The organism is uncultured Actinomyces sp., from assembly GCF_963526355.1.
Taxonomy (GTDB): domain Bacteria; phylum Actinomycetota; class Actinomycetes; order Actinomycetales; family Actinomycetaceae; genus Actinomyces.
Window position 1 is genome coordinate 1 of sequence record NZ_CAUROW010000006.1, and the last position, 19,946, is coordinate 19,946.

Here is a 19,946-nt window from a genome sequence, read left to right on the forward strand (position 1 = left end):
GCCGCCACCTTACTCAGCGACACACCCCCCTTAAACACCCCTATGAATAAACCTCCTTACTCCCTCACATTCGATACACCATGATAATTATTCTAATTATCGCTGGTTTTAATCGTGTCGGCAGTCTTGTTCATCGTCGCCGCAGGACCCACATTGTCAATCTACCTGCCCCTGTAACCTACGGACTCGCCTGGTCGGCGCTTCCTAACTGCGCTGATTTCACCGATGCGACGCCCCAGACCCTCAGCATCGGATCAGGCATTAAACCCAGCAAGATGAACGGGAGCCGCCACAGCCCGTGTGATGCCGCCCGTCCCTTCTCACGTCAGGCGGAGCACTCTGCTCACTCCGCTTCGGCGAACTGACGCACGGCCTTGGCCACGGCATCGGCGACTCGGGTGTCAAAGGCTCCGGGGATGATGTGCACGGGACTGATCTTGTCGTCGGCAATCACCGAAGCGATACCGGTTGAGGCGGCTCGCAGCAACTCAGTGGAGATGTCAGTGATGCCGGAGTCCAGCAGACCACGGAAGAGCCCAGGGAAGGCCAAGACGTTGTTGATCTGGTTGGGGAAGTCCGAGCGTCCGGTCGCCACGACAGTGGCGTAGTCGGCGGCACCGATCGGGTCGACCTCGGGAATCGGGTTCGCCATGGCGAAGACGATGGCACCGTCGTTCATGACCGCGAGGTCCTTGGGCTCGAGCAGGTTGCCTGATGAGACGCCGATGAAGACGTCGGCTCCCTTGAGGCCGTCCTTGAGAGAGCCGGTCACTTGGCGCGGGTTGGTGTGCTCCGCGAGCCACTTGCGGTGCTCATTCATGCCCTCGGTGTCCGCTGAGGACAGGGCTCCGGTGCGCCCGTAACCAACGATGTCGGTGGCGCCGTGCGCCATGAGCAGCCTGGCGATGGCGTTGCCTGCCGCACCGACGCCGGACAGGACGATGCGCACGTCCTCGATCTTCTTGTCCACGATCTTCAGGGCGTTGATGAGGGCGGCCAGGGTCACGATGGCGGTACCGTGCTGGTCGTCGTGGAAGACGGGGATGTCGAGCTCCTCGCGCAGGCGAGCCTCAATGTCGAAGCACTTGGGTGCGGCGATGTCCTCCAGGTTGATGCCTCCGTAGGCAGGAGCAATGGCCTTGACGATGGAAATGATCTCCTCTGGATCCTTGGTGTCCAAGGCCACCGGCCAGGCGTCGACGTTACCGAACTGCTTGAACAGGACGGCCTTGCCCTCCATGACGGGCATGGCGGCGGACGGGCCGATGTCCCCCATGCCCAGGACCGCGGTTCCGTCGGTGACAACGGCTACGGTGTTCTTCTTGATGGTGAGTATCCGAGCGCGCTCGGGGTGGTCGTAGATGGCCTTGCAGACGCGGGCTACTCCGGGGGTGTAGACGCGGGCCAGGTCACGACGGTTGTGGATCGGGTACTTGCCGGCCACCTCGATCTTGCCGCCAACGTGGGTCAGGAAGGTCGAGTCGCCGACATTGCGAACGACGACGCCGTCGATCTCCTCGAGCTTGGCGACGAGCTCGTTGCGGTGCTTGGAGTCGCGGGTATCGGCGGTGAGGTTGACGGTGAGCTTGTCACCATCGGCGTCGGCCACATCGACGCCGGTGACGATGGCGCCAGTCGCAGTGGCGGTGTCGACCAGACGGGCCACCGCCTTCTGGGAGGCGGGCACCTCGAGGTACAGAGCGACGGTGTAACTGGGACTGGGCTGAACCATGGGCACTCCTTGTGGGACAGGCGGGGGCTTGAGATGAAGTGCTCTGAGCCTATCCCCCATCGGTCATCTACTAGCCAAATGACGGTCCTAAGTCGACCGGATAGTGAGACGTCCATGCTCGCTCACGAGCATGACACCCGTTGTTGGGAGGAGTCTCACACGAAGAGGCATCCAGTCTCCCGTCTCCTCTGAAGCTCCCGACGACAAAGACCCGGCCCGCCCCCTGGCGGCAGCCATGAGGAACGGGCCGGGCGAGATCAGTCTCCCTCAGTGCGAGGGAACCGGTATGGCGGACGGTCGACTCAGTGCGTCGAGCCGGTCTCAGCCTTGGACACGCTCCATGACCAATTCACGCACGCGCTTGGCGTCCGCCTGGCCGCGAGTCGCCTTCATGACGGCACCGACGATGGCACCGGCCGCTTGCACCTTGCCACCGCGGATCTTGTCGGCAACGTCCGGATTCGCCGCCAGGGCCTCATCCACGGCCGCCAGCAGGGCGGAGTCATCGGAGACGACCTCCAGGCCTCGAGCGGCGGCCACGGCCTCGGGGTCACCCTCTCCGGCCAGAACCCCCTCAAGGACCTGGCGGGCCAGCTTGTCAGTGAGACGCCCGGAGTCGACCAGGGTCTGCAACTCGGCGATCTGCTCGGGTGTGACGGCCATGTCCTCCAAGGCGGTCCCCTGCTCCTTGGCCGTGCGAGAGAGCTCACCCATCCACCACTTACGGGCGGCTTGGCCAGTGGTTCCCGCTGCGGTCGTGGCCTCGATGAGCTCCAGAGCCCCAGCGTTGACGACGTCGCGCATCTCGGTATCGCTCAGACCCCACTCGGCCTTGAGGCGACGGCGCTTGGCCGCGGGCATCTCAGGCAACCTCTCACGGATCTTCTCAACCCACTCCCGGCTGGGCGCCACCGGCACAAGGTCCGGCTCGGGGAAGTAGCGGTAGTCGTCGGCGTCGGACTTGACGCGACCGGCGCGGGTGGTGCCATCGGCCTGACCGTGACGGGTCTCCTGAAGCACCTCTCCCCCGGCGGCCAGGATAGCGGCCTGGCGCTGGATCTCGTAACGGACGACCTGCTCGATACCGCGGAAGGTGTTGACGTTCTTGGTCTCGGTGCGGGTGCCCAGCGGCGCGTCGGGCGACTCACGCAGGGAGACATTGACATCGGCGCGCACGTTGCCACGCTCCATACGCGCCTCGGAGACACCCAGCGCCCGGAAGATGTCGCGCAGAGTACGCACGTAGGCGGCCGCGACCTGAGGCGCCCTGCCGCCGGCGCCCTCGATGGGGCGAGTGACGATCTCCACCAGCGGAACACCGGCACGGTTGTAGTCCACCAGGGAGTGGCTGGCGCCCTCGATGCGGCCGTCGGCGCCTCCGATGTGGGTGTTCTTACCGGCGTCCTCCTCCATATGAGCCCGTTCGATCGGGATGGTGAAAAAGGAGCCGTCCTCCAGCTCGATCTCCAGGGCGCCGTCGTAGGCGATGGGCTCATCGGACTGTGAGGTCTGGAAGTCTTTGGACAGGTCCGGGTAGAAGTAATTCTTCCGGGCGAAGCGGCAGGACTCGGCGATCTCACACCCCAGGGCCAGTCCGATGCGGATGGCGTACTCCACTCCACGGGCGTTGACCACCGGCAGCGCGCCGGGGAGCCCCACTGACGTGGGGGTCACCATCGTGTTGGGCTGAGCGCCGAAGACGTTGGGGGCGGCGTCGAACATCTTGGTGGCGGTCCCCAGCTCGACGTGCACCTCGAGCCCCAGGACCGGGTCGTAGCGGCGAACGGCCTCGTCGAAGTCCATCAGCGTGTCACTCATCGTGTCTCCTCCAGCTCGGGCGCGCGAGACAGCAGCGGCGCTCCCCATGTCTCCTCCAGCGCTGCCTCCAGCACGGCTCCGGCGCGGTAGAGCCGGTCGTCGGCTCGCTGCGGCGCCAGGATCTGGAAGCCCACCGGCAGCCCGTCGTCACTCAGGCCCGAGGGCAGGCTCATGCCGGGAACCCCGGCGAGGTTGGCCGGAATCGTGGTCACGTCCAGCTTGTACATCGCCAACGGGTCGTCCTTCTCCCCGAAGCGGTAGGCCGTCACCGGAGCGGTGGGCGAGACAAGGACGTCCGCCTTGTCCCAGGCGGCGGCGAAGTCGCGCTGCACCAAGGTGCGCACCTTCTGGGCCGCGCCGTAGTAGGCGTCGTAGTAGCCGGCCGACAGCACATGCGTGCCCAGGATGATGCGGCGCTTGACCTCGTCACCGAAACCCGCCCCGCGGGTGGCCGCCATGACGGTCTCGGCGGTGACGGGACCCGACGTCGGCTCGACCCGCAGTCCGTAGCGCATCCCGTCGTACCGGGCCAGGTTGGAGGAGGCCTCGGCCGGCATGATGAGGTAGTAGGCGTCCAGCGCGTACTCCAGGTGCGGCAGGGACACGGTCTCCACCTGCGCGCCCGCTGCCTCGAGCAGCTTCAGAGCGGCGTGGAAGGAGCTCACGACGCCGTCGTGATAGCCCTCACCCCCGTCGAGCTCGGAGATGACGCCGACCCGCAGACCGGTCAGGTCCCGCCCCTTCTGAGCGGCGCGCACGACTGCCGCCATGCCTCGCGGTGCATCCGACAGCGAGGTCGAGTCCAGCGGGTCGTGGGAGGCGATGACGTCGTGGAGCAGTGCTGCATCCAGCACCGTACGGGCCATGGGGCCGGGCGTGTCGAGGGAGGAGGCCATGGCGATGACGCCGAAGCGCGAGACCGTGCCGTAGGTCGGCTTGACGCCGACCGTCCCGGTCACGGCCGCGGGCTGGCGGATCGAGCCTCCGGTGTCGGTGCCGACGGCCACGGGGGCCTCATAGGCGCCGACGGCGGCCGCGGAGCCGCCCGAGGAACCTCCGGGGATGCGCCCGAGGTCCCAGGGATTGGCGGTGCGCCCGAAGGCGGAGTGCTCGGTGGAGCCACCCATGGCGAACTCGTCGAGATTGGTCTTGCCCAGGATCGGGGTGTGGGCGGCGCGCAGGTTGCGCACGAGGGTGGCGTCGTAGGGCGGCACCCAGCCCTCAAGGATCCGAGAGGCGGCGGTGGTGACCTGACCGCGAGTGACGATGAGGTCCTTGACGGCCACCGGCACACCGGTCAGCTCGTTGGTCGTCCGGCCCTCCTTGCGGGCGGTGTCGGCGGCGTCGGCCTGGCTCAGGGCGCGCTCGGCGTCGACATCGAGGAAGGCCCCCACGGCGCCGTCGACGGCGGAGATACGGTCCAGGTGGGCCTGGGTGAGGTCGCGGGAGGAGACCTCCCGGGCCGCCAGGGCCGCCGCCTGATCAGCGGCACTGCTCCTGATGAGGCCAGCCAGCCCGGTGGTGTGAGTACTGCTCATGAGGCGGAGCCCTCCCCCAGGATCTGTGGCACGAGGAACATGGAGTCCTCGCAGGCCGGTGCTCCGGCCAGAAGCTCATCGACGTCGAGAGTGGGAGCCGGGACGTCCTCGCGCAGGACGTTGCTTAGGGGCACGGGGTGGGAAGTGGCCGGAAGGTCGGGCGAGACCACGCTGGTAACCCGGGCGAAGGAGGAGGCGACCGCATCCAGCTCTCCGGCCAGACGCGTCACCTCCTCCTCGTTGAGAGCCACCCGGGCCAGCGCCGCAACCCGTGCGACCTCGTCAGTGGAAATAGCAGACATGATGTGGAGTCTAACCGGATCCGACCGGCCACTGTCGGATCAGTCCCAGCGACTGCCGCGTCCTTCGAGCCTCAGAACGCCGGAGCCGACCGACCGCGTCGACGAGTCGACAAGGGCAGAGAACGGGGAATGGTCCCCATGGACGAGCCAGCACGACAAGGCGGAATATGCTCCCAAGCACCTGGATTCCTGTGGAATATGAGGCCGAAGATCGGATTCGTGCGATCTCACAACACATCATCCCCGAGGATGATTGACATCCCCCCATTTCGCGGATGTCATGGTGCACACCGGGTTGCCGCCTGTCTCCGGGAACGGGCTCAGGACAGCCCTTTGGAACAGACCTCCAGGACATCGGGACACCGGAGGTCGGACGGACAACTGGATTTCGGCCGGGTTCCGCATAGCACGGAGCAACAGGTCGAGGGACGAGGACGCATGAGCAGCAACACTTCCCCCACTGGTGCTCAGCATCAGGGAGAAGCCTCACCGAGCAACGCCCCTGTGCACAGCACACCCGATGGAGAGTCCTCGGGTGTGCGTCGTCAGTCTGTCATCCAGGCTGCTGCGAACGGCATAACGCCGCACGAGCACTCCAACAGCGCCGCCGCAAGCGGCATGAACACCGGACCGGGTGGCAGTGGCACCGAGGAGTTCGAGATGGTCGCCCCGGCTGCGGCCGCCGCGCTGGGAATCGACAACGAGTTGCACCAAACCGGCATCCCAGGCGCTGATAGCACCGTCTCCTCCACTGGCGCCGTCTCCGCCTTCACGACCTCCACGCACCCGGACGAGTTCACCAACATGGACGAGCCCGAGCACCGTCGGCGCTGGCCGTTGGGCGTCGCAGCCGCAGCCCTCCTCCTGCTGGGCGTTGTTGGTGCCGGCGGGTATGCATACGCCTCCCACTACGACGGTCGCGCCGTGCCCGGAACCACAGTCGCCGGCACCGACGTCTCGGGTCAGAGCCGCGAGGAGGTGGTATCCACTATTGAGAACCTTGCGAACAACGCCAAGGTCGACATCTCGGGAGACGTCACGGCAAGTGCCTCCCTGACGGACCTGGGGACCGCAGTGGACGCGAAGGCCACCGCCGACGCCGTCATGGCCCGGGGCGAAACGCTCGGCGAGAAACTCCGAGCCCTGGTCTCCAAGGAAGAGATCCCAGTAGTCGCCTCTACCGACAAGACCACGGTGGAGGCCTATGCGACCTCCCTCATCCCCGAAGACCGCGCCAAGGCCCGCAACGCTACCGTGATCCTCGGCGACGACGGTGCCACCTTCACCACCACCAGCGCCTCCGAAGGCGCCTCTCTGGATGCGGACACCCTGGGGCAGGCCGCTGAGAAGGCCGCCACTTCCCTGAGCTCCTCCTCGGTGTCGCTGACCATGAAAAACGCCGACCCGAAGGTCTCGGACTCCGATGCTCAGAAGGTCGCCGACAAGGCCAACAACTGGGTCGCTCAGGACGTCACCATCACCATGGACGAGCACTCCTACACGGCGGAGGACACGGACAAGGCCTCATGGATCACGGTGACCAATTCGGCCGACTCCGTCCCAACCATCGCAGTGGACTCCGCGAAGGTCTCGCAGTGGGTCCAGGCGCAAGCCGAAGTGGCCAAGGTCGATCCCGTCACCGGTCAACGCAACGTCAATGCCAGTGGCCAGGTAGTCTCCACTCCCACCGAGGCCAAGGACGGCAAGACCGTCAGCAATACTGACGCGGTCGCCGCATCAATCACTCAGTCTCTCGGCAGTGACAAGGCCTATACCGGCGCCTTCGAGACGACAACGGTCAAGGCCGAATGGAAGGAGCGCACCATCGCCGATGGCGCGGAGAACCTGGTCTATCAGGCCGCTCCGGGTGAGAAATGGGTCGACCTCAACCTGGCGAACAAGACGGTGACCGCCTACGAGGGCGCGACCGTCGTACACGGCCCAGTCTCCATTGTCGACGGGGCCCCCGAGACCCCGACCGTCACCGGAACCTACAAGGTGTACCTGCAGCACGAGGTCCAGACCATGCGGGGTGAGAACGCCGACGGCACTCCCTACGTCACCGAGGATGTCCCGTGGGTAAGCTACTTCTACAGCGGGTACGCCTTCCACGGCGCGGGATGGCGCTCGAGCTTCGGCTACTCCGGGTCCCACGGCTGCGTCAACATGCCGATCTCCGAGGCGCAGTGGATCTATCAGTGGGTCGATACGAACACCGTGGTCCAGAGCCACTACTGAGCCGGAATCGGTTGAATGACGACTGGGGCGGGGCCTCCTGAATAGGAGGCCCCGCCCCAGTCAATGAATCCTCAGGGCACCGCCTGCGGTCCTCCGTCCAGCAGCGCCTCGAAGCCGTCCTCGTCAAGGATCGGCAGTCCCAGTTCCCGGGCCTTGGCCTCCTTGGAGCCGGCCTTGTCCCCGACGACGACGAAACTCGTCTTCTTCGACACGCTCCCTGAGGCCTTCCCCCCTCGCGAGACAATGGCCTCCCTGGCACTGTCCCTAGTGAATCTCTCAAGAGAACCGGTGACGACGACAGTCAGCCCCTCGAGGGTCCGCGCCGGCTCCCCCTTCTGGTCCGAGTCCTCCTCCCGGGTGCAGACCCCCGCCGCCTCCCAACGGCTGAGGATCTCGCGATGCCAGTCGACGTCGCGCCACCGCGCCCAGGACTCGGCAATCGTGGGCCCAACGCCGTCAACCTCGGCCAGCTCGTCGACGTCAGCCCGGCGCAGAGCCTCCAAGGACCTGAAGCGCGTGGCCAGGGCCCGGGCAGCAGTCGGACCGACGTGCCGCACAGACAGAGCCACCAGGACACGCCACAGAGGCCGGGTACGGGCGTCCCGGAGCTGGGAGAGCATAGCGGTCGCGTTCTTGCCAGGGACCGTTTCCCTCTTGACCCCGCCGTCTGCGTCGTAGGTCTGCTTGGTCCAGAAGAACCGGCTCAGGCGCCAGTCACCGGTAGGAACCCCGCGTCGGGAGACCGGGCGCCACACGAAGACCTCACGCAGGTCCTCCTCGGTCAGCTCGAACAGCGCGGCCTCACCGGTGAGCGCCGGGTTCTGCTCAGCGATCCCAGCCCGCCTCAGCACCTCCTCGGCCGCCTCCACACGCTGGGAGGCATGCAGCGAAGCGAGTTCGCCCGCAGGCAGACTGAGCCGTCCGCGTTCCGTCTCCAGGCTCTTGCCCGCCGCGAGCGCGGCCAGCGCCTCTGGGCGTCCGGCGTCGGGCCGGGTGAGGGCGCCGGCGGCCTCATCACCCAGGCCCTCAATATCCAGTGCGCCCCGAGAGCCGATGTGGGCGATCCGCTCGGTCAGCTGGGCGGGGCAGGAACGGGTGTTGGGACAGCGCAGATCGACATCGCCCTCCTTGGCCGGTGCCAGCTCGGTACCGCAGGAGGGGCAGTGCGCCGGCATGACAAAGCCCCGCTCGGTGCCATCGCGCAGATCCGCAACCGGTCCCAGGATCTCGGGGATGACATCGCCGGCCTTGCGCACAATGACCATGTCACCGATGCGCACGCCCTTGCGCGCCACCTCGGTGGCATTGTGGAGGGTGGCTCGAGCCACCGTAGAGCCGGAGACCAGGACCGGTTCCATCATGCCGAAGGGGGTGACGCGTCCGGTACGCCCCACCTGGACGGCGATGTCCAGCAGCCGGGTGCGAACCTCCTCGGGGGGGTACTTGTAGGCCGTGGCCCAGCGCGGTACCCGGGAGGTGTGGCCGAGGCGGCGTTGAAGGGAGCGATCATCGAGCTTGAAGACGATGCCATCGATCTCGTGGATGAGGTCGTGACGGTGAGTGGCGTAGCGCTCGATATAGGCCTCGCGCTGGGTCCGTCCCTTCACCACGGCGTTGTAAGGGGACACCGGAAGGCCCCAGCCGGCCAGGAGCTCGTACCACTCGTGCTGCCGGGCGGGAAGCTCCTCCCCCGGTGCCGGAGTGATCGCGCCGACCCCATGGGCGATCATCGCCAGCGGTCGGGAGGCGGTGACGGCCGGATTCTTCTGGCGCAGAGAGCCCGCAGCCGCGTTACGGGGATTGGCGAAGACCTGCAGAAGGGAGACGCCGTCGGCCTGCCGCTGCACGTTGCGAGTGCGGCGGTCCTCGTTGAAGGCCTCGAACTCCTGGGTGGGGAAGTAGACCTCGCCACGCACCTCGAGCAGCGAGGGATGAGCATCTCCGGCCAGCACCAAGGGGACGGAGGCGATGGTGCGCACGTTGCCGGTGACATCCTCGCCGGTAGTGCCGTCGCCGCGAGTCGCGGCCCGGGTGAGGATCCCGTCCTCATAGGTCAGTGCCACGGCCAGCCCATCGATCTTGACCTCGGCAGTCATGGCGAGCTCGTCATCAACGATCCCGGTTTCGGCCACCATGCGATCGACCCACTCCTGGACCTCATCGAGGGAGAAGACGTCCTGGAGCGAGTACATGCGCTCGTGATGGAGGGCCGGGGCGAAGTCGGTGACGGCGCGGCCACCCACGCTGCGGGTTGGCGACCCGGCCCGGGCCAAAAGAGGATGGACGGTCTCCAGCCCCTCGAGCTCACGGTAGAGGGCGTCGTAGTCGGCGTCAGACAAAGGGCTCTCGACATCGATCGCGTTGTAGTAGGCGTCGCGGGCGGCCTCGATATCACGTACCAGCTCGCCCCAGCGTTCCCTGGCACTGACAGGGATGGCGCTCAGGGCCGCTGGGCCATGGACGGGTTCCGACGACGTCGGCCCTTCCGGGTCACGAGTAGGGCCGTAGGAAGCATCGGTATTGGTCATGAGGCCATCCTTCCTCAAGCGAACTCAAAACGGTTTCAGATGTCCCGGACGGGACACGCGAGGCGTACGCCTGAGCGCACCGAGACATCTCAACGTTCTCCGGGCGAACACAGTCAAGGGAATCGGACTGAAACAGCGAAGTTGTCCACACCCGATGTGGCCATCAAGCGCCTTCGGTGACTCAACCGGCGATTCTGGGCATGTGACTACCGCCGCAGACGTCTTAGACCTTCGCCAGCTCGTCCCGGAGCATGACCCGTCCTCCTCCGCCCCTCGATCGGCCGGAGCGGCGGCAGCAGGGGCGGCAGTTGCCGCTCTGTCCGGTCGCTGGTTTCTCACGGTGCTGTACGGGCCCGACCGCGGCCTGGTCCTGGCTGTCGGGAACGGCACCGTTCTGGGCCGAAATCAGGTACTGAGTGATCCTTCGGTCTCACGCCGCCACCTGCGCCTGCGGCAGCAGGGTCGCCGGATTCTGGCCCAGGACTACGGATCGACCAACGGCACCTACCGCTACTGGCACTTGGGAATATGGCTGCGCCTACGCAGGGAGATCAGGCTGAGGGAGGGGACGCTGCTGCGTCTGGGAGACAGCGTGCTTGAGCTGCGCAGACGCCCGGCCAATCTGGTGGTCCCGGCTCCTCCGTCGGCATCTTCCTTAGCCTGGTCATTAGTGGGGTCGCTGGTCTGTGTCCTGGTCATGGCCGGCTCGGCGGCGATAGCGCTCACAACCAGGAACCGTGGTGCCATGGGGATCGTCATGGTGGCGCCGATGCTCGCCATGACGATGATGCGGCTGGCTCCGTTCCTGCAACGGAATCGAGGCGGCCGCACCACTGGCGGATCTCAGTGGTGCGGCGGCCCGCACCGCAGAGGGGGCCAACCGGGCTGGAGACGCGGACAGCCGGACCCCTCAACCATGCTGCTGGCTCTGGCAGCGCGCTCCGCCGTGCTGAAACCCCCGGAAGTGATCGGATCCGAAGGCTCGGCGATGACATCGGGAGCGCGTGAGACCCTGGCCGCCTGGACCTCCGAACGCCGGAGACGACACATCCTCTCGCTTACCGACGGGGAGAGCCTGGCCCTGGTGGGCAAGAACGCTGAGAATGCCCTGACGTGGTGGTGCGCGCAGCTCCTGGCCCGCGACGAGGTCCAACTCACTGAGCTGGACAACCTGCTGGATGGCCGGGTCGAAGGTCGGTCCGGCAGGAGCAGGGGAACATGCGGGGTTCAGCTCTTCTGGGGTCCACGGGCGCGCCCTCGTACCGCTCAAGTACTGACCTGCTCCAATGATCAGATTCCGCCTCAGGCGCTGAGCGTGCGCCCAGCTCCGGCCGGGGCCCCGTCGTGCTCGCCCGTCTGGTGGGATGCGGTTCGCCATCTGTGCCGATCCAGGATCACAGCTCGGACCGGAACATCGTCACACCTCGAAGAGGTACCCGATCTGGTCCGGTTCGATGAGGTCACCGACGACCTCGACGCCCAGGAGCTGCGGGCACGGTGGGAGAAGGAGACGCGCTCACTGGCCTGCGGAGCACCGTCACTGTCCGCGGTCCTTGGCGTGGGGTCACAGGGACAGGTCAGTGCCGATCTGGTCGCAGATGGTCCACATGCCCTGCTGGCCGGGACGACGGGGGCAGGGAAGTCCGAGCTACTCATCTCCTGGCTGATGCAACTGGCTCTGAGGCACCCACCGGACCGCCTGACCATGGTTCTGGTCGACTACAAGGGAGGGGCTGCCTTCGGTCCCCTTGCCGGACTGCCGCACACGGCCGGAGTGCTCACCGACCTGGATCCGGCCGGCACCCAGCGGGCGCTGTCCTCCTTGGAGACCGAGGTGCACCGACGCGAGAAGATCCTGGCCACACACGGCGCCAAGGACGTCGCCTCTCTCCCGCCTCAGGTCGTCGTCCCTCATCTGGTAGTGGCAGTTGACGAGTTCGCAACGTTGGTAGGAGACCACGCCGAGGTCCTGGAGGCGCTGGTTCGTATTGCGGCTCAGGGACGCAGTCTGGGGATCCACCTCATTCTGGCCACACAGCGCCCTCAGGGCGCCATCTCCCCCTCAATCCGTGCCAACACCTCTTTGCGGGTGTGCCTGCGAGTACTTGACGCAGCAGACTCCAGAGACGTCCTGGGACACGACGGAGCCGTCCGACTCGACCGCCACCCCGGACGGGTCATGGTCAGCGGAGCCGGCGGAGCCGATCCCGACTCGCGGATACTCGATACCCAGGTGTTACAAGCCCCTTGGTGCGGCTCCGCGAACGATGTTCAGGGTGTCGTCGACCTCGTCTCACGTGCCGCCAAGGGCCATGCCTCCCCGTGGCGTCCATGGGCGCCTGCTCTGCCTTCTGTCGTCGATGAGGACAGAGCGATCGAGATGGTACGAAGTCGGGGCGCGGACGACCAGGCTGATCGAGCATGCTCCAATCAGGGTGAAGCGGGAGAACGGATTCTCCTCGCGTTGACCGATCTTCCCCGCCGGCAGACCCTGGGTCTGTGGCATTGGCAGGTCACGCGTCCGCTGCTCGTGCTCGGGGCTCCGGGGACGGGCCGGTCCACACTCGTGGTGTCAGCTGCGACGGCGGCACTGCGGTCAGGGCGTGGGGTGCACCTGTGCGGAATCACTCCCCCGACTACTAGCGGCTCCAGCGAGGCCACGGGCGCCGTCTCGAGTGTGCGCAGACTCCTCACGCATCCTGGAGTGGGCACCGTCGTCAGCGCGGAGGACCCGCGACGGCTGGCCCGGTTGTGGGGGCTCGCGGCCGGCGGGCGCCTGGGTGGGGACCTGATGTGCCTTGATAACGTTGATGCACTCATCCCTGCCGTTGATGAGGTGCTGGGCCCCGGTCAGGGCAACGCGATGCTCGAGACCGTCATCCGTACCGCAACGGCCACGGGTATGCCCCTGCTGCTGACCGCACCACTGGCCGCATCCACTTCCCGCTGGGCCGGCTCCGTGGGCCTGAGGCTGATCCTGGGCGCAGCCACCAGCGCCCAGGCCGCGTTGGCAGGTCTGCCACGCGGAGTCCTCACCGGTGGTCTGCCGGGGCGAGGCGTCATCCTGGACGGGGCGGCCACAACCGCCTGCCAGATAGTGCTCCGCGAGGGGCTCCCGCCGGGATCCGACTGTGGCCACCGCCCGACGCTCCGGCTTGAACCGCTGCCGGCACGGATCACCTGGGCCGACGTCCCGGACGGCACCTGGGCGGTGGGCGGGGACGCAGCCCTCCCCATCACACTGCCAGCACGCGCCAGTGTCCTGGTCGTGGGTCCAGCCGGCTCGGGACGTTCCACGGCACTGCGGGCACTGGTTCAGGCACTCCCTACGGTCAGTCTCGTCGTCGACGACCTGGACCTGGCGGATCCCGCCACCATCAGCCAGGTGGAGGCAGCGTTGGCGCGATCAGAGGTGGTCCTGGCCTCAGCCTCGACGGAGAAGGTCGCTGCCACCTTCCGAGGCGCGATATCAACGCTGCGCGAGCGCGAGGCGCTCGTCGTGCTGTGGCCCGGACTGCGACATGCCGACCAGGCCGCAGGAATGTCTCTGAGAGCGGCCACCGATCCGCGGGCGATGACGGTCCCGGGACGCGGGGTCCTCGTCTATCGCGGAACGTGTCTACCGATTCAGATCATACTGCCGCACCCCACGATCGACGATGACGAAAACCCTAGTGAACACACTGTTTAACAAGCGTTCTCGATAAAGGAATGCAGCGTTACCTCAACATTCCAACATCCTGTGAGGATCACGACAGACTATCGTCACAGGTCTCACGATCGAGGTCTTGCCCACCGCCCCCCGCCATGTGAAAGTTGTTCTCAGACGTGGTCGCCGAGCCCTGACAGGCCGGGCAGGTGATAGCCGCGTGACCGATGACCTTGAAGGGGGCCCTTATGGATTGGCGCAGCCAAGCCGCATGTCTCACCGTTGACCCGGAGCTCTTCTTCCCCGTGGGAAACACCGGTCCCGCCATCGCTCAGATCGCTAAGGCGAAGGAAGTGTGCGGCCGTTGCGAGGTGGTGGACACCTGCCTGAAGTGGGCACTGGAGAACGGCCAGGACGCCGGTGTCTGGGGAGGCATGAGCGAGGACGAACGTCGTTCCCTCAAGCGTCGCGCAGCTCGCGCCCGCAGGTCGTCCTGAAAAGTGAGCAACATTTTAACACCGCGGCGTTCGCACGGCTAATCGTGCGAACGCCGCTTTTCCAGTTCCAGCGTGCTTGACAGATCGACTGTCCTCGAAAGGTCGGCTTCGCGGGCATCAAGACTCGCCTCTGACAGTCCCTTGGTTGAGACGAGCATGAATAACGACATCGGTCCCTCCCCCGCTCAGAGGCTGCCAGTCGATACTCCCCCGCAGTTCCCCGCGCACGAGCGTGGTCACGATACGCGTGCCCAGCCCGGTCATGAGGGTGTCCGGAGCCAGCCCAGCACCATTGTCCGTGACGTGGACCTCGAGCCGGTCCTCGTCACGGAGGGCGTTGACCATCACCCGGCCATCGCGCCCATCGAGTCCGTGCTCGACGGCGTTGGTGACCAGCTCGGCCAGAACAGTGGCGAGAGCCTGGGCGGTATCGGCGTCAACGACACCGAAGGAGCCCTCCAGCGCGGTGCTGACCTGACCGGTCGGCGAGGCCACGACCGCAGCCATGCGCAGGATGGAGGAAAAGACGTCGTCGAAATCCACCTGCTCATTAACGTTGTGGCTCAGGGCATCATGAACAGTGGCGATCGTGGTCACCCTCCGCTCGGCCTCGGACAGGGCCTGGCGGGTCTCCTCGTTCGAGGCTCGGCGCGCCTGCATACGCAGCAGCGCTGAGACGGTCTGCAAGTTGTTCTTAACCCGGTGGTGAACCTCCCGGATGGTGGCGTCCTTGTTGAGCAGGACCTGCTCACGACGACGAACCTCGGTGACGTCCCGGACCAGGAGCGCTGCCCCGGAGCGGTGCCCCCCCAACGTCAGAGGGATGGAGCGCACCGACAGGAACACTCCTCCGACTTCAACTTCCGTGAGCCATGCCTGGCGTCCCATGAGAACCACCGCCAGGGTCTCATCTACGGGCGTGCGAGCGGGAATGATCGAGGTGACGGCCTCCGCCAGCTGAATCCCCTCCAACTCGCCCTTGATGCCCAGGCGGTGGAAGCAGGAGCGCCCGTTGGGGCTGACGTAGATGATCCGACCCTCCTCGTCCAGGCGCAGAACGCCGTCGGCCACACGTGGGGTGCCATGTCGGATCGTGGTACCGGCGCCCTGGATGGGGAAGTCGCCGGCAGCAGTCATTCGACACAGGACGTCGGCGATCTCCTCCATCTCCCGATCAACGATGCGCCCTCCACGGATGACACCCACCGAGGTCTCTCTGGTGACGACAGCGATCGGCGTACCCGCATGAACCACGGGGATGTACTCCTCCTGAACCGCAGCGGTCCCGGTCCAGTAGGGCTCGGCGGCGTCCTGGATCTGAGCGGTGGACAGTGACTCCGTGGCCATGGCCTCACGCGAGGCCGGCATGCGCCGCCCGATGACGTCCTCCAGGTGGACCGTGGTGCCGCCCGATGGGCGGGTGTGCACGGCGGCAATGAAGCGCCCTGCCCGGGTACGCACCCACAGGACCAGGTCGGAGGTGGACAGATCCGCGATCAGCTGCCAGTCGGCCACCAGTTGGTGGATCCAGTCGAGGTCGGCCTCAGCAAGGTCGACTGCGTCTCTCAGGGCGTTAGGCAGAAGATTAGGCACCTCTCAAGGTTATCCGCAGTGAGCGGACCCGGCTCGTTGAGCCGGCTGATTGCCGGCCAGGACATGTCAGCGCGTAGCACCACCCTCAATCCGACTTCCCAGCGGGTCCTCTGAGCAAACGAGACCCGAATGTGACCCGCCCCGGTAAGACGTGGCAGGATCACGCCATGAGGAAGACCATCACCATCTCCTATCCCGCCGCCCCCGCCCGCACCGCCCAGATGCTCGCCACCCCCGCGTACCAGGAGGAGCGGGTCGCCCGGGCCGGACTCGATGACGTCTCGGTCGACGTCGCCCAACGCGGTCAGGGATTCGTGTCCACCATCTCCGGGAGCGTCCAGCCCTCTCAACTGCCCTCGGTTGCTTCGCGGTTCGTGCGCTCGGCGGTGTCCTTCACCGTGGCCGAGTCCTGGGGCGAACCGAAGGACGACGGCTCGCGTTCCGGCGGCTACGACGTCACGGTTAAGGGTGCCCCGGTCAAGGTCAGCGCGACCTCCACCATGGCTCCGGCCGCCGACGGCACCGATGAGACCACCACCGTCACCGTCGACGTCGACCTCAAGGTCACTGTGCCCCTGGTGGGCAAGACCATTGAGGAGAAGGCGATGAGCATGGTGGGCCGGGTCGTGGCAGACGAGGAGCGCCGCGCCGCCGCCTGGCTCGCCGAGCGCTGATCCGCTTCTTCATCGCGCCTCAGTCACTCACCGTGCGCTACGTCGCCAGGCGCTGTTATTCCCGTGCTGCGTCCCTGTCCGCCAGTGGCGCAGCACGGGCCTGCCCACCGGGGCAAGCGCCGGCTCCGGCCTCGATTCGTGGCACGATCAGGCCATGAGTACATCAAGCACATCTGTCTCCGCCCCCAGCGCCGTGTGGGCCGAGCGCACGGGAACCCGCCAGTACGTTGGTCGTAACTCCGCAGGTGCCGAGGTGCGCATCGGCATGGGCCCGGGCGAGTTCTCCCCCGGCGAGTTGATGAAGATCGCCCTGGCGACGTGCAACACCCTGTCCGCCGACCATCGTCTGGCCAAGGCCCTGGGGGACGATTTCGAGGCCACGGTGGGCTGCTCATCGGTCAAGAACGACGCCGAGGAGCGCTACGAGTCCTTTCAGGTCGAGATCGTCACCGACCTGTCCTCGCTCGATGCCGACCAGCGCGAACTGCTCAGCCAACGGGTCGCGAGCGCCGTCGACCGTCACTGCACCGTCGGTCACACCATCGAGCACGGCGCCACCTACACGACGGCGATCGTCGACCCTGACGAGGACTGAGCACCAGGCCTCGGCCACCAGGTTCACCAGGACCTACACCTCCGTCCCCTGCGATACTCACGTGAGGAGACAATCGTGAACACCTCCCGCTCTGGGCGCTCCACCGCGCTGGAACGTGCCATCGACAAGGCCATCTCCATCCCAGCCGCCCGCATCGAGGAGCGCGTCGCACGGATGCGCCGGGACCGCCCCGGGGCCGACGCCGCCGAACTCGTCGAGATGGCTGCCTCCCGCTTCCGGCGGGACGCGGGGCTCTCATCGGGTGCCGTCGGGGCCTCCGCGGCCATACCGGCCATCAGCACGGGAGCGGCCGCCGCTCTGACAGTCGGCCAGAGCGCCGCCTTCATCGCCTCGGCCGTCACGTACGTTCTCACCGTCGCGGAGATCCAGGGAGTCCATGTCGTCGACACCGAGCGCCGTCGGGCCCTGGTTCTCTCCGCCCTCCTGGGCAAGGAGGGCTCCGATGCGGTTCAGGGCCAACTGGGCCTGTCCACGATGTTCTGGGCGGCGCAGGTGCTCATGCAGATGCCCCTGCCCTCGGTGAAGTCGATCAATGCCCATCTCATCAAGCGGGTGGCCAAGCGCTCGGCCGCCAAGGGCGGGGCGCTGGCACTGGGGCGCCTCATCCCTTTCGGGATCGGGGCCGCCATCGGCTGGTCCGGAGGCCGGGCACTGGCCAACCAGGTCATTGAGGGGGCGCAGGCGGCACTGGGACCCCAGCTCCTTGTAGGCGGCTACGTCGACAACTCCCGTGTCGAGGTGATCGACGCATGAGCGGTGTCGGCAACGCGAGTGAGCCGTCGCCGTCGGCCGCCCAGTACCCGGCGCTGGCGCAGATGAGGCTCGCCCCCCCACCGGACGTCGACGCCGCCTACGAGAACCTCCTGGCGGACGTCCTGATCAACGGCGCCCCGAAGTCGGACCGCACGGGTACCGGGACGCGTTCTCTCTTCGCTCGCCAGCTGCGCTACGACCTGGGACAGGGCTTTCCGCGCATCACCACCAAGTTCGTGGCCATGAAGGCCGTCAAGGGCGAGCTGCTGTGGTTCCTGCGCGGGGACACGAACGTGCGCTGGCTCCAGGAGCGGGGCATCACGATCTGGGACGAGTGGGCCGATGACTCCGGCGAGCTGGGGCCGGTCTACGGTTCCCAGTGGCGCTCCTGGCCCGCCCGGGACGGGGGCGCCATCGACCAGATCACTGGGCTCATCAACACGCTGCGCACCGACCCGGACTCGCGGCGCATGCTGGTCTCGGCTTGGAACGTCTCCGATCTGGGCTCTATGGCCCTGTCACCCTGTCACGCCTTCTTCCAGTGCTACGTGTCCGATGGCCGCCTGAGCCTGCAGATCTACCAGCGCAGCGCTGACCTGTTCCTGGGGGTGCCCTTCAACATCGCCTCCTACGCGCTGCTCACCCACATGCTCGCCCAGCAGGCGGGCCTGGAACCAGGTGAACTCATCTGGACCGGCGGGGACTGCCACATCTACGACAACCACGTCGAGCAGGTTCGCACCCAGCTCTCCCGGGTACCGAGCGCGTACACTTTCCCGACGCTGCGCCTGGAGCGTGCCGCCTCCATCGACGCCTACGAGATGGACGACATTGACGCCTCCCAGGGATACGAGCACCATCCCACGATCAAGGCCCCGGTCGCGGTATGAGCGGCCTGGGAATGATCTGGGCCCAGGACGTCACCGGCGTCCTGGGGGCCGATGGCGGCATGCTGTGGCGCGTGCCGGCGGACTTCGCCCACTTCAAGGCCACGACCATGGGCTGCGGGCTGGTCATGGGACGCACCACCTGGGAGTCATTGGCCGGCGCCCTGCCCGGTCGGCGCAACGTGGTCCTCACCCGTGACCGGTCTTGGCAGGCCGAGGGGGCGATCCGTGCCGGCTCGCTGCGCGAGGGGCTCTCGGTGGCGGCGCGGGGCCTGGCCGCGGAGCTGGGGCACGATCCTCGTGAGGGGGATGCTGCCGGGCTGCCCCGCCTGTGGGTCATCGGTGGCGGCAGTGTCTACGAGCAGGCACTGGCCGATGGCCTGCCCGATATGCTCGTCGTCAGCGTCCTGGACCTGGACGCCACCGAGCGGGCCCGCGAGCGCGGCCTGCCCGACTCGGCGCTGGTGCGAGCGCCCGGGATCAGCACTCAGGAGTGGGCCATTGATCAGTCCCTGTCCGACCCACAGGGCCAGTGGCGCCCCGCATCCGGGGACGCGCGCTGGCGTGTGGAGACCTGGCGGCACCTCTAGACGCGCGCGAAACGCTCTCGGCGAGCGTTTCGTGGAGGCTCAGTGGTCGGCGTCGTAGCGCGCCCGGGCCTGGCTGACAGCGCTGAGGTGGTCGGTGGCCCAGGCCTCGACCTGGGCGAGCGCCTCCGCCAGCCCCTTGCCTGAGTCAGTGAGCTCGTAGGTCACTCGCGGTGGGATCTCAGGGTACTGATGGCGCTCGATGAGTCCATCGCGCTCAAGTCCCCTGAGGGTCTGGGTGAGCATCTTGGTGGAGATGCCGTCGACTCGGACCGATATCTCCTTGAATCGTTGTGGCTGGTCCGCTTCGTGAAGCGCCCCGACGACGAGCACGGTCCACAGGTCGCCGAGAGACTTGAGCAGACGGCGTGAGGGGCAGCTGCGGCTATAGGGGTTGGGCGCCATCTCCCCCGCCTGCTGCGTGCCGGTCGGCTGCTCAGTGTCGGCCACGGTGTCTCCTCATGTGCTTGGTCGCTGATTCGTCGTCGGGCGCCCACACGTGTGAGCGGCCGACGACGGACATGGGTGACAGGC

General features: G+C 66.8%; 15 protein-coding genes. 8 read left to right on the top strand and 7 right to left on the bottom strand.

Annotated features, from left to right (window positions below; genetic code table 11):
- Nucleotides 1-343 precede the first annotated feature (343 nt).
- From RWR81_RS02935 to gatC, 4 genes are all read right to left on the bottom strand, one after another.
- The gene (locus RWR81_RS02935) at nucleotides 344-1,732 is read right to left on the bottom strand and encodes an NADP-dependent malic enzyme (protein WP_314454150.1); all 1,389 of its coding nucleotides are present in this window, start codon (nucleotides 1,730-1,732) and stop codon (nucleotides 344-346) included.
- Nucleotides 1,733-2,053: 321 nt separating this feature from the next.
- Nucleotides 2,054-3,550, bottom strand: a complete 1,497-nt coding sequence (gene gatB, locus RWR81_RS02940; RefSeq protein ID WP_314454153.1) for an Asp-tRNA(Asn)/Glu-tRNA(Gln) amidotransferase subunit GatB — start codon at nucleotides 3,548-3,550, stop codon at nucleotides 2,054-2,056.
- A complete protein-coding gene (gene gatA / locus RWR81_RS02945) occupies nucleotides 3,547-5,088 on the bottom strand; it encodes an Asp-tRNA(Asn)/Glu-tRNA(Gln) amidotransferase subunit GatA (RefSeq protein WP_314454156.1) in 1,542 nt (513 codons plus the stop codon). The genes gatB and gatA overlap by 4 nt, the downstream gene beginning before the upstream one ends.
- Complete coding sequence (gatC, locus tag RWR81_RS02950) at nucleotides 5,085-5,390, bottom strand: Asp-tRNA(Asn)/Glu-tRNA(Gln) amidotransferase subunit GatC (protein ID WP_314454160.1); 306 nt, start codon at nucleotides 5,388-5,390, stop codon at nucleotides 5,085-5,087. The genes gatA and gatC overlap by 4 nt, the downstream gene beginning before the upstream one ends.
- 438 nt (nucleotides 5,391-5,828) lie before the next feature.
- Here gatC and RWR81_RS02955 point away from each other — a divergent pair, with 438 nt between their 5' ends.
- Nucleotides 5,829-7,628 carry a L,D-transpeptidase family protein gene (locus tag RWR81_RS02955; protein WP_314454162.1) on the top strand — a complete coding sequence of 600 codons (1,800 nt, stop codon included), beginning with the start codon at nucleotides 5,829-5,831 and terminating at the stop codon, nucleotides 7,626-7,628.
- 71 nt (nucleotides 7,629-7,699) lie between these two features.
- On the opposite strand, the gene ligA is transcribed toward RWR81_RS02955, so the two are convergent.
- Nucleotides 7,700-10,156, bottom strand: coding sequence for an NAD-dependent DNA ligase LigA (gene ligA, locus RWR81_RS02960; RefSeq protein WP_314454165.1), 2,457 nt, complete (start codon nucleotides 10,154-10,156; stop codon nucleotides 7,700-7,702).
- Nucleotides 10,157-10,358: 202 nt separating this feature from the next.
- Between ligA and RWR81_RS02965 the strand changes: the two genes are divergently transcribed.
- Nucleotides 10,359-13,847: an FtsK/SpoIIIE domain-containing protein gene (locus RWR81_RS02965; RefSeq protein WP_314454167.1), complete on the top strand. Its 3,489-nt coding sequence runs from the start codon at nucleotides 10,359-10,361 to the stop codon at nucleotides 13,845-13,847.
- Between the two features lie 206 nt (nucleotides 13,848-14,053).
- A complete protein-coding gene (locus tag RWR81_RS02970) occupies nucleotides 14,054-14,302 on the top strand; it encodes a WhiB family transcriptional regulator (protein ID WP_003779481.1) in 249 nt (82 codons plus the stop codon).
- Nucleotides 14,303-14,419: 117 nt separating this feature from the next.
- Here RWR81_RS02970 and RWR81_RS02975 read toward each other — a convergent pair whose 3' ends face one another.
- Nucleotides 14,420-15,895: a histidine kinase N-terminal domain-containing protein gene (locus tag RWR81_RS02975; protein ID WP_314454170.1), complete on the bottom strand. Its 1,476-nt coding sequence runs from the start codon at nucleotides 15,893-15,895 to the stop codon at nucleotides 14,420-14,422.
- Nucleotides 15,896-16,062: 167 nt separating this feature from the next.
- On the opposite strand from RWR81_RS02975, the gene RWR81_RS02980 reads away from it, so the two are divergent.
- The 5 genes from RWR81_RS02980 to RWR81_RS03000 all read left to right on the top strand — a co-directional run bounded on the left by RWR81_RS02980 (nucleotide 16,063) and on the right by RWR81_RS03000 (nucleotide 19,415).
- Complete coding sequence (locus RWR81_RS02980; protein ID WP_314454173.1) at nucleotides 16,063-16,569, top strand: DUF2505 domain-containing protein; 507 nt, start codon at nucleotides 16,063-16,065, stop codon at nucleotides 16,567-16,569.
- Nucleotides 16,570-16,723: 154 nt separating this feature from the next.
- Nucleotides 16,724-17,164: an OsmC family protein gene (locus tag RWR81_RS02985; RefSeq protein WP_314454176.1), complete on the top strand. Its 441-nt coding sequence runs from the start codon at nucleotides 16,724-16,726 to the stop codon at nucleotides 17,162-17,164.
- Nucleotides 17,165-17,239: 75 nt separating this feature from the next.
- Nucleotides 17,240-17,938 carry a hypothetical protein gene (locus RWR81_RS02990; RefSeq protein ID WP_314454179.1) on the top strand — a complete coding sequence of 233 codons (699 nt, stop codon included), beginning with the start codon at nucleotides 17,240-17,242 and terminating at the stop codon, nucleotides 17,936-17,938.
- Entirely contained in the window at nucleotides 17,935-18,828 is an 894-nt protein-coding gene (locus RWR81_RS02995; protein ID WP_314454182.1) for a thymidylate synthase, read from the top strand. Before RWR81_RS02990 ends, RWR81_RS02995 begins: the two co-directional genes overlap by 4 nt.
- Complete coding sequence (locus RWR81_RS03000) at nucleotides 18,825-19,415, top strand: dihydrofolate reductase (RefSeq protein WP_314454184.1); 591 nt, start codon at nucleotides 18,825-18,827, stop codon at nucleotides 19,413-19,415. The genes RWR81_RS02995 and RWR81_RS03000 overlap by 4 nt, the downstream gene beginning before the upstream one ends.
- Nucleotides 19,416-19,454: 39 nt before the next feature.
- On the opposite strand, the gene RWR81_RS03005 is transcribed toward RWR81_RS03000, so the two are convergent.
- Entirely contained in the window at nucleotides 19,455-19,862 is a 408-nt protein-coding gene (locus tag RWR81_RS03005) for a helix-turn-helix domain-containing protein (RefSeq protein ID WP_314454187.1), read from the bottom strand.
- Nucleotides 19,863-19,946: the final 84 nt, after the last annotated feature.

Coding starts and splice junctions, on each gene's coding strand:
- RWR81_RS02985 (WP_314454176.1), top strand. CDS start 16,724: ATGAGTACATCAAGCACATCTGTCTCCGCCCCCAGCGCCGTGTGGGCC.
- RWR81_RS02935 (WP_314454150.1), bottom strand. CDS start 1,732: ATGGTTCAGCCCAGTCCCAGTTACACCGTCGCTCTGTACCTCGAGGTG.
- gatC (WP_314454160.1), bottom strand. CDS start 5,390: ATGTCTGCTATTTCCACTGACGAGGTCGCACGGGTTGCGGCGCTGGCC.
- RWR81_RS03000 (WP_314454184.1), top strand. CDS start 18,825: ATGAGCGGCCTGGGAATGATCTGGGCCCAGGACGTCACCGGCGTCCTG.
- gatA (WP_314454156.1), bottom strand. CDS start 5,088: ATGAGCAGTACTCACACCACCGGGCTGGCTGGCCTCATCAGGAGCAGT.
- RWR81_RS02970 (WP_003779481.1), top strand. CDS start 14,054: ATGGATTGGCGCAGCCAAGCCGCATGTCTCACCGTTGACCCGGAGCTC.
- gatB (WP_314454153.1), bottom strand. CDS start 3,550: ATGAGTGACACGCTGATGGACTTCGACGAGGCCGTTCGCCGCTACGAC.
- ligA (WP_314454165.1), bottom strand. CDS start 10,156: ATGACCAATACCGATGCTTCCTACGGCCCTACTCGTGACCCGGAAGGG.
- RWR81_RS02995 (WP_314454182.1), top strand. CDS start 17,935: ATGAGCGGTGTCGGCAACGCGAGTGAGCCGTCGCCGTCGGCCGCCCAG.
- RWR81_RS02980 (WP_314454173.1), top strand. CDS start 16,063: ATGAGGAAGACCATCACCATCTCCTATCCCGCCGCCCCCGCCCGCACC.
- RWR81_RS02955 (WP_314454162.1), top strand. CDS start 5,829: ATGAGCAGCAACACTTCCCCCACTGGTGCTCAGCATCAGGGAGAAGCC.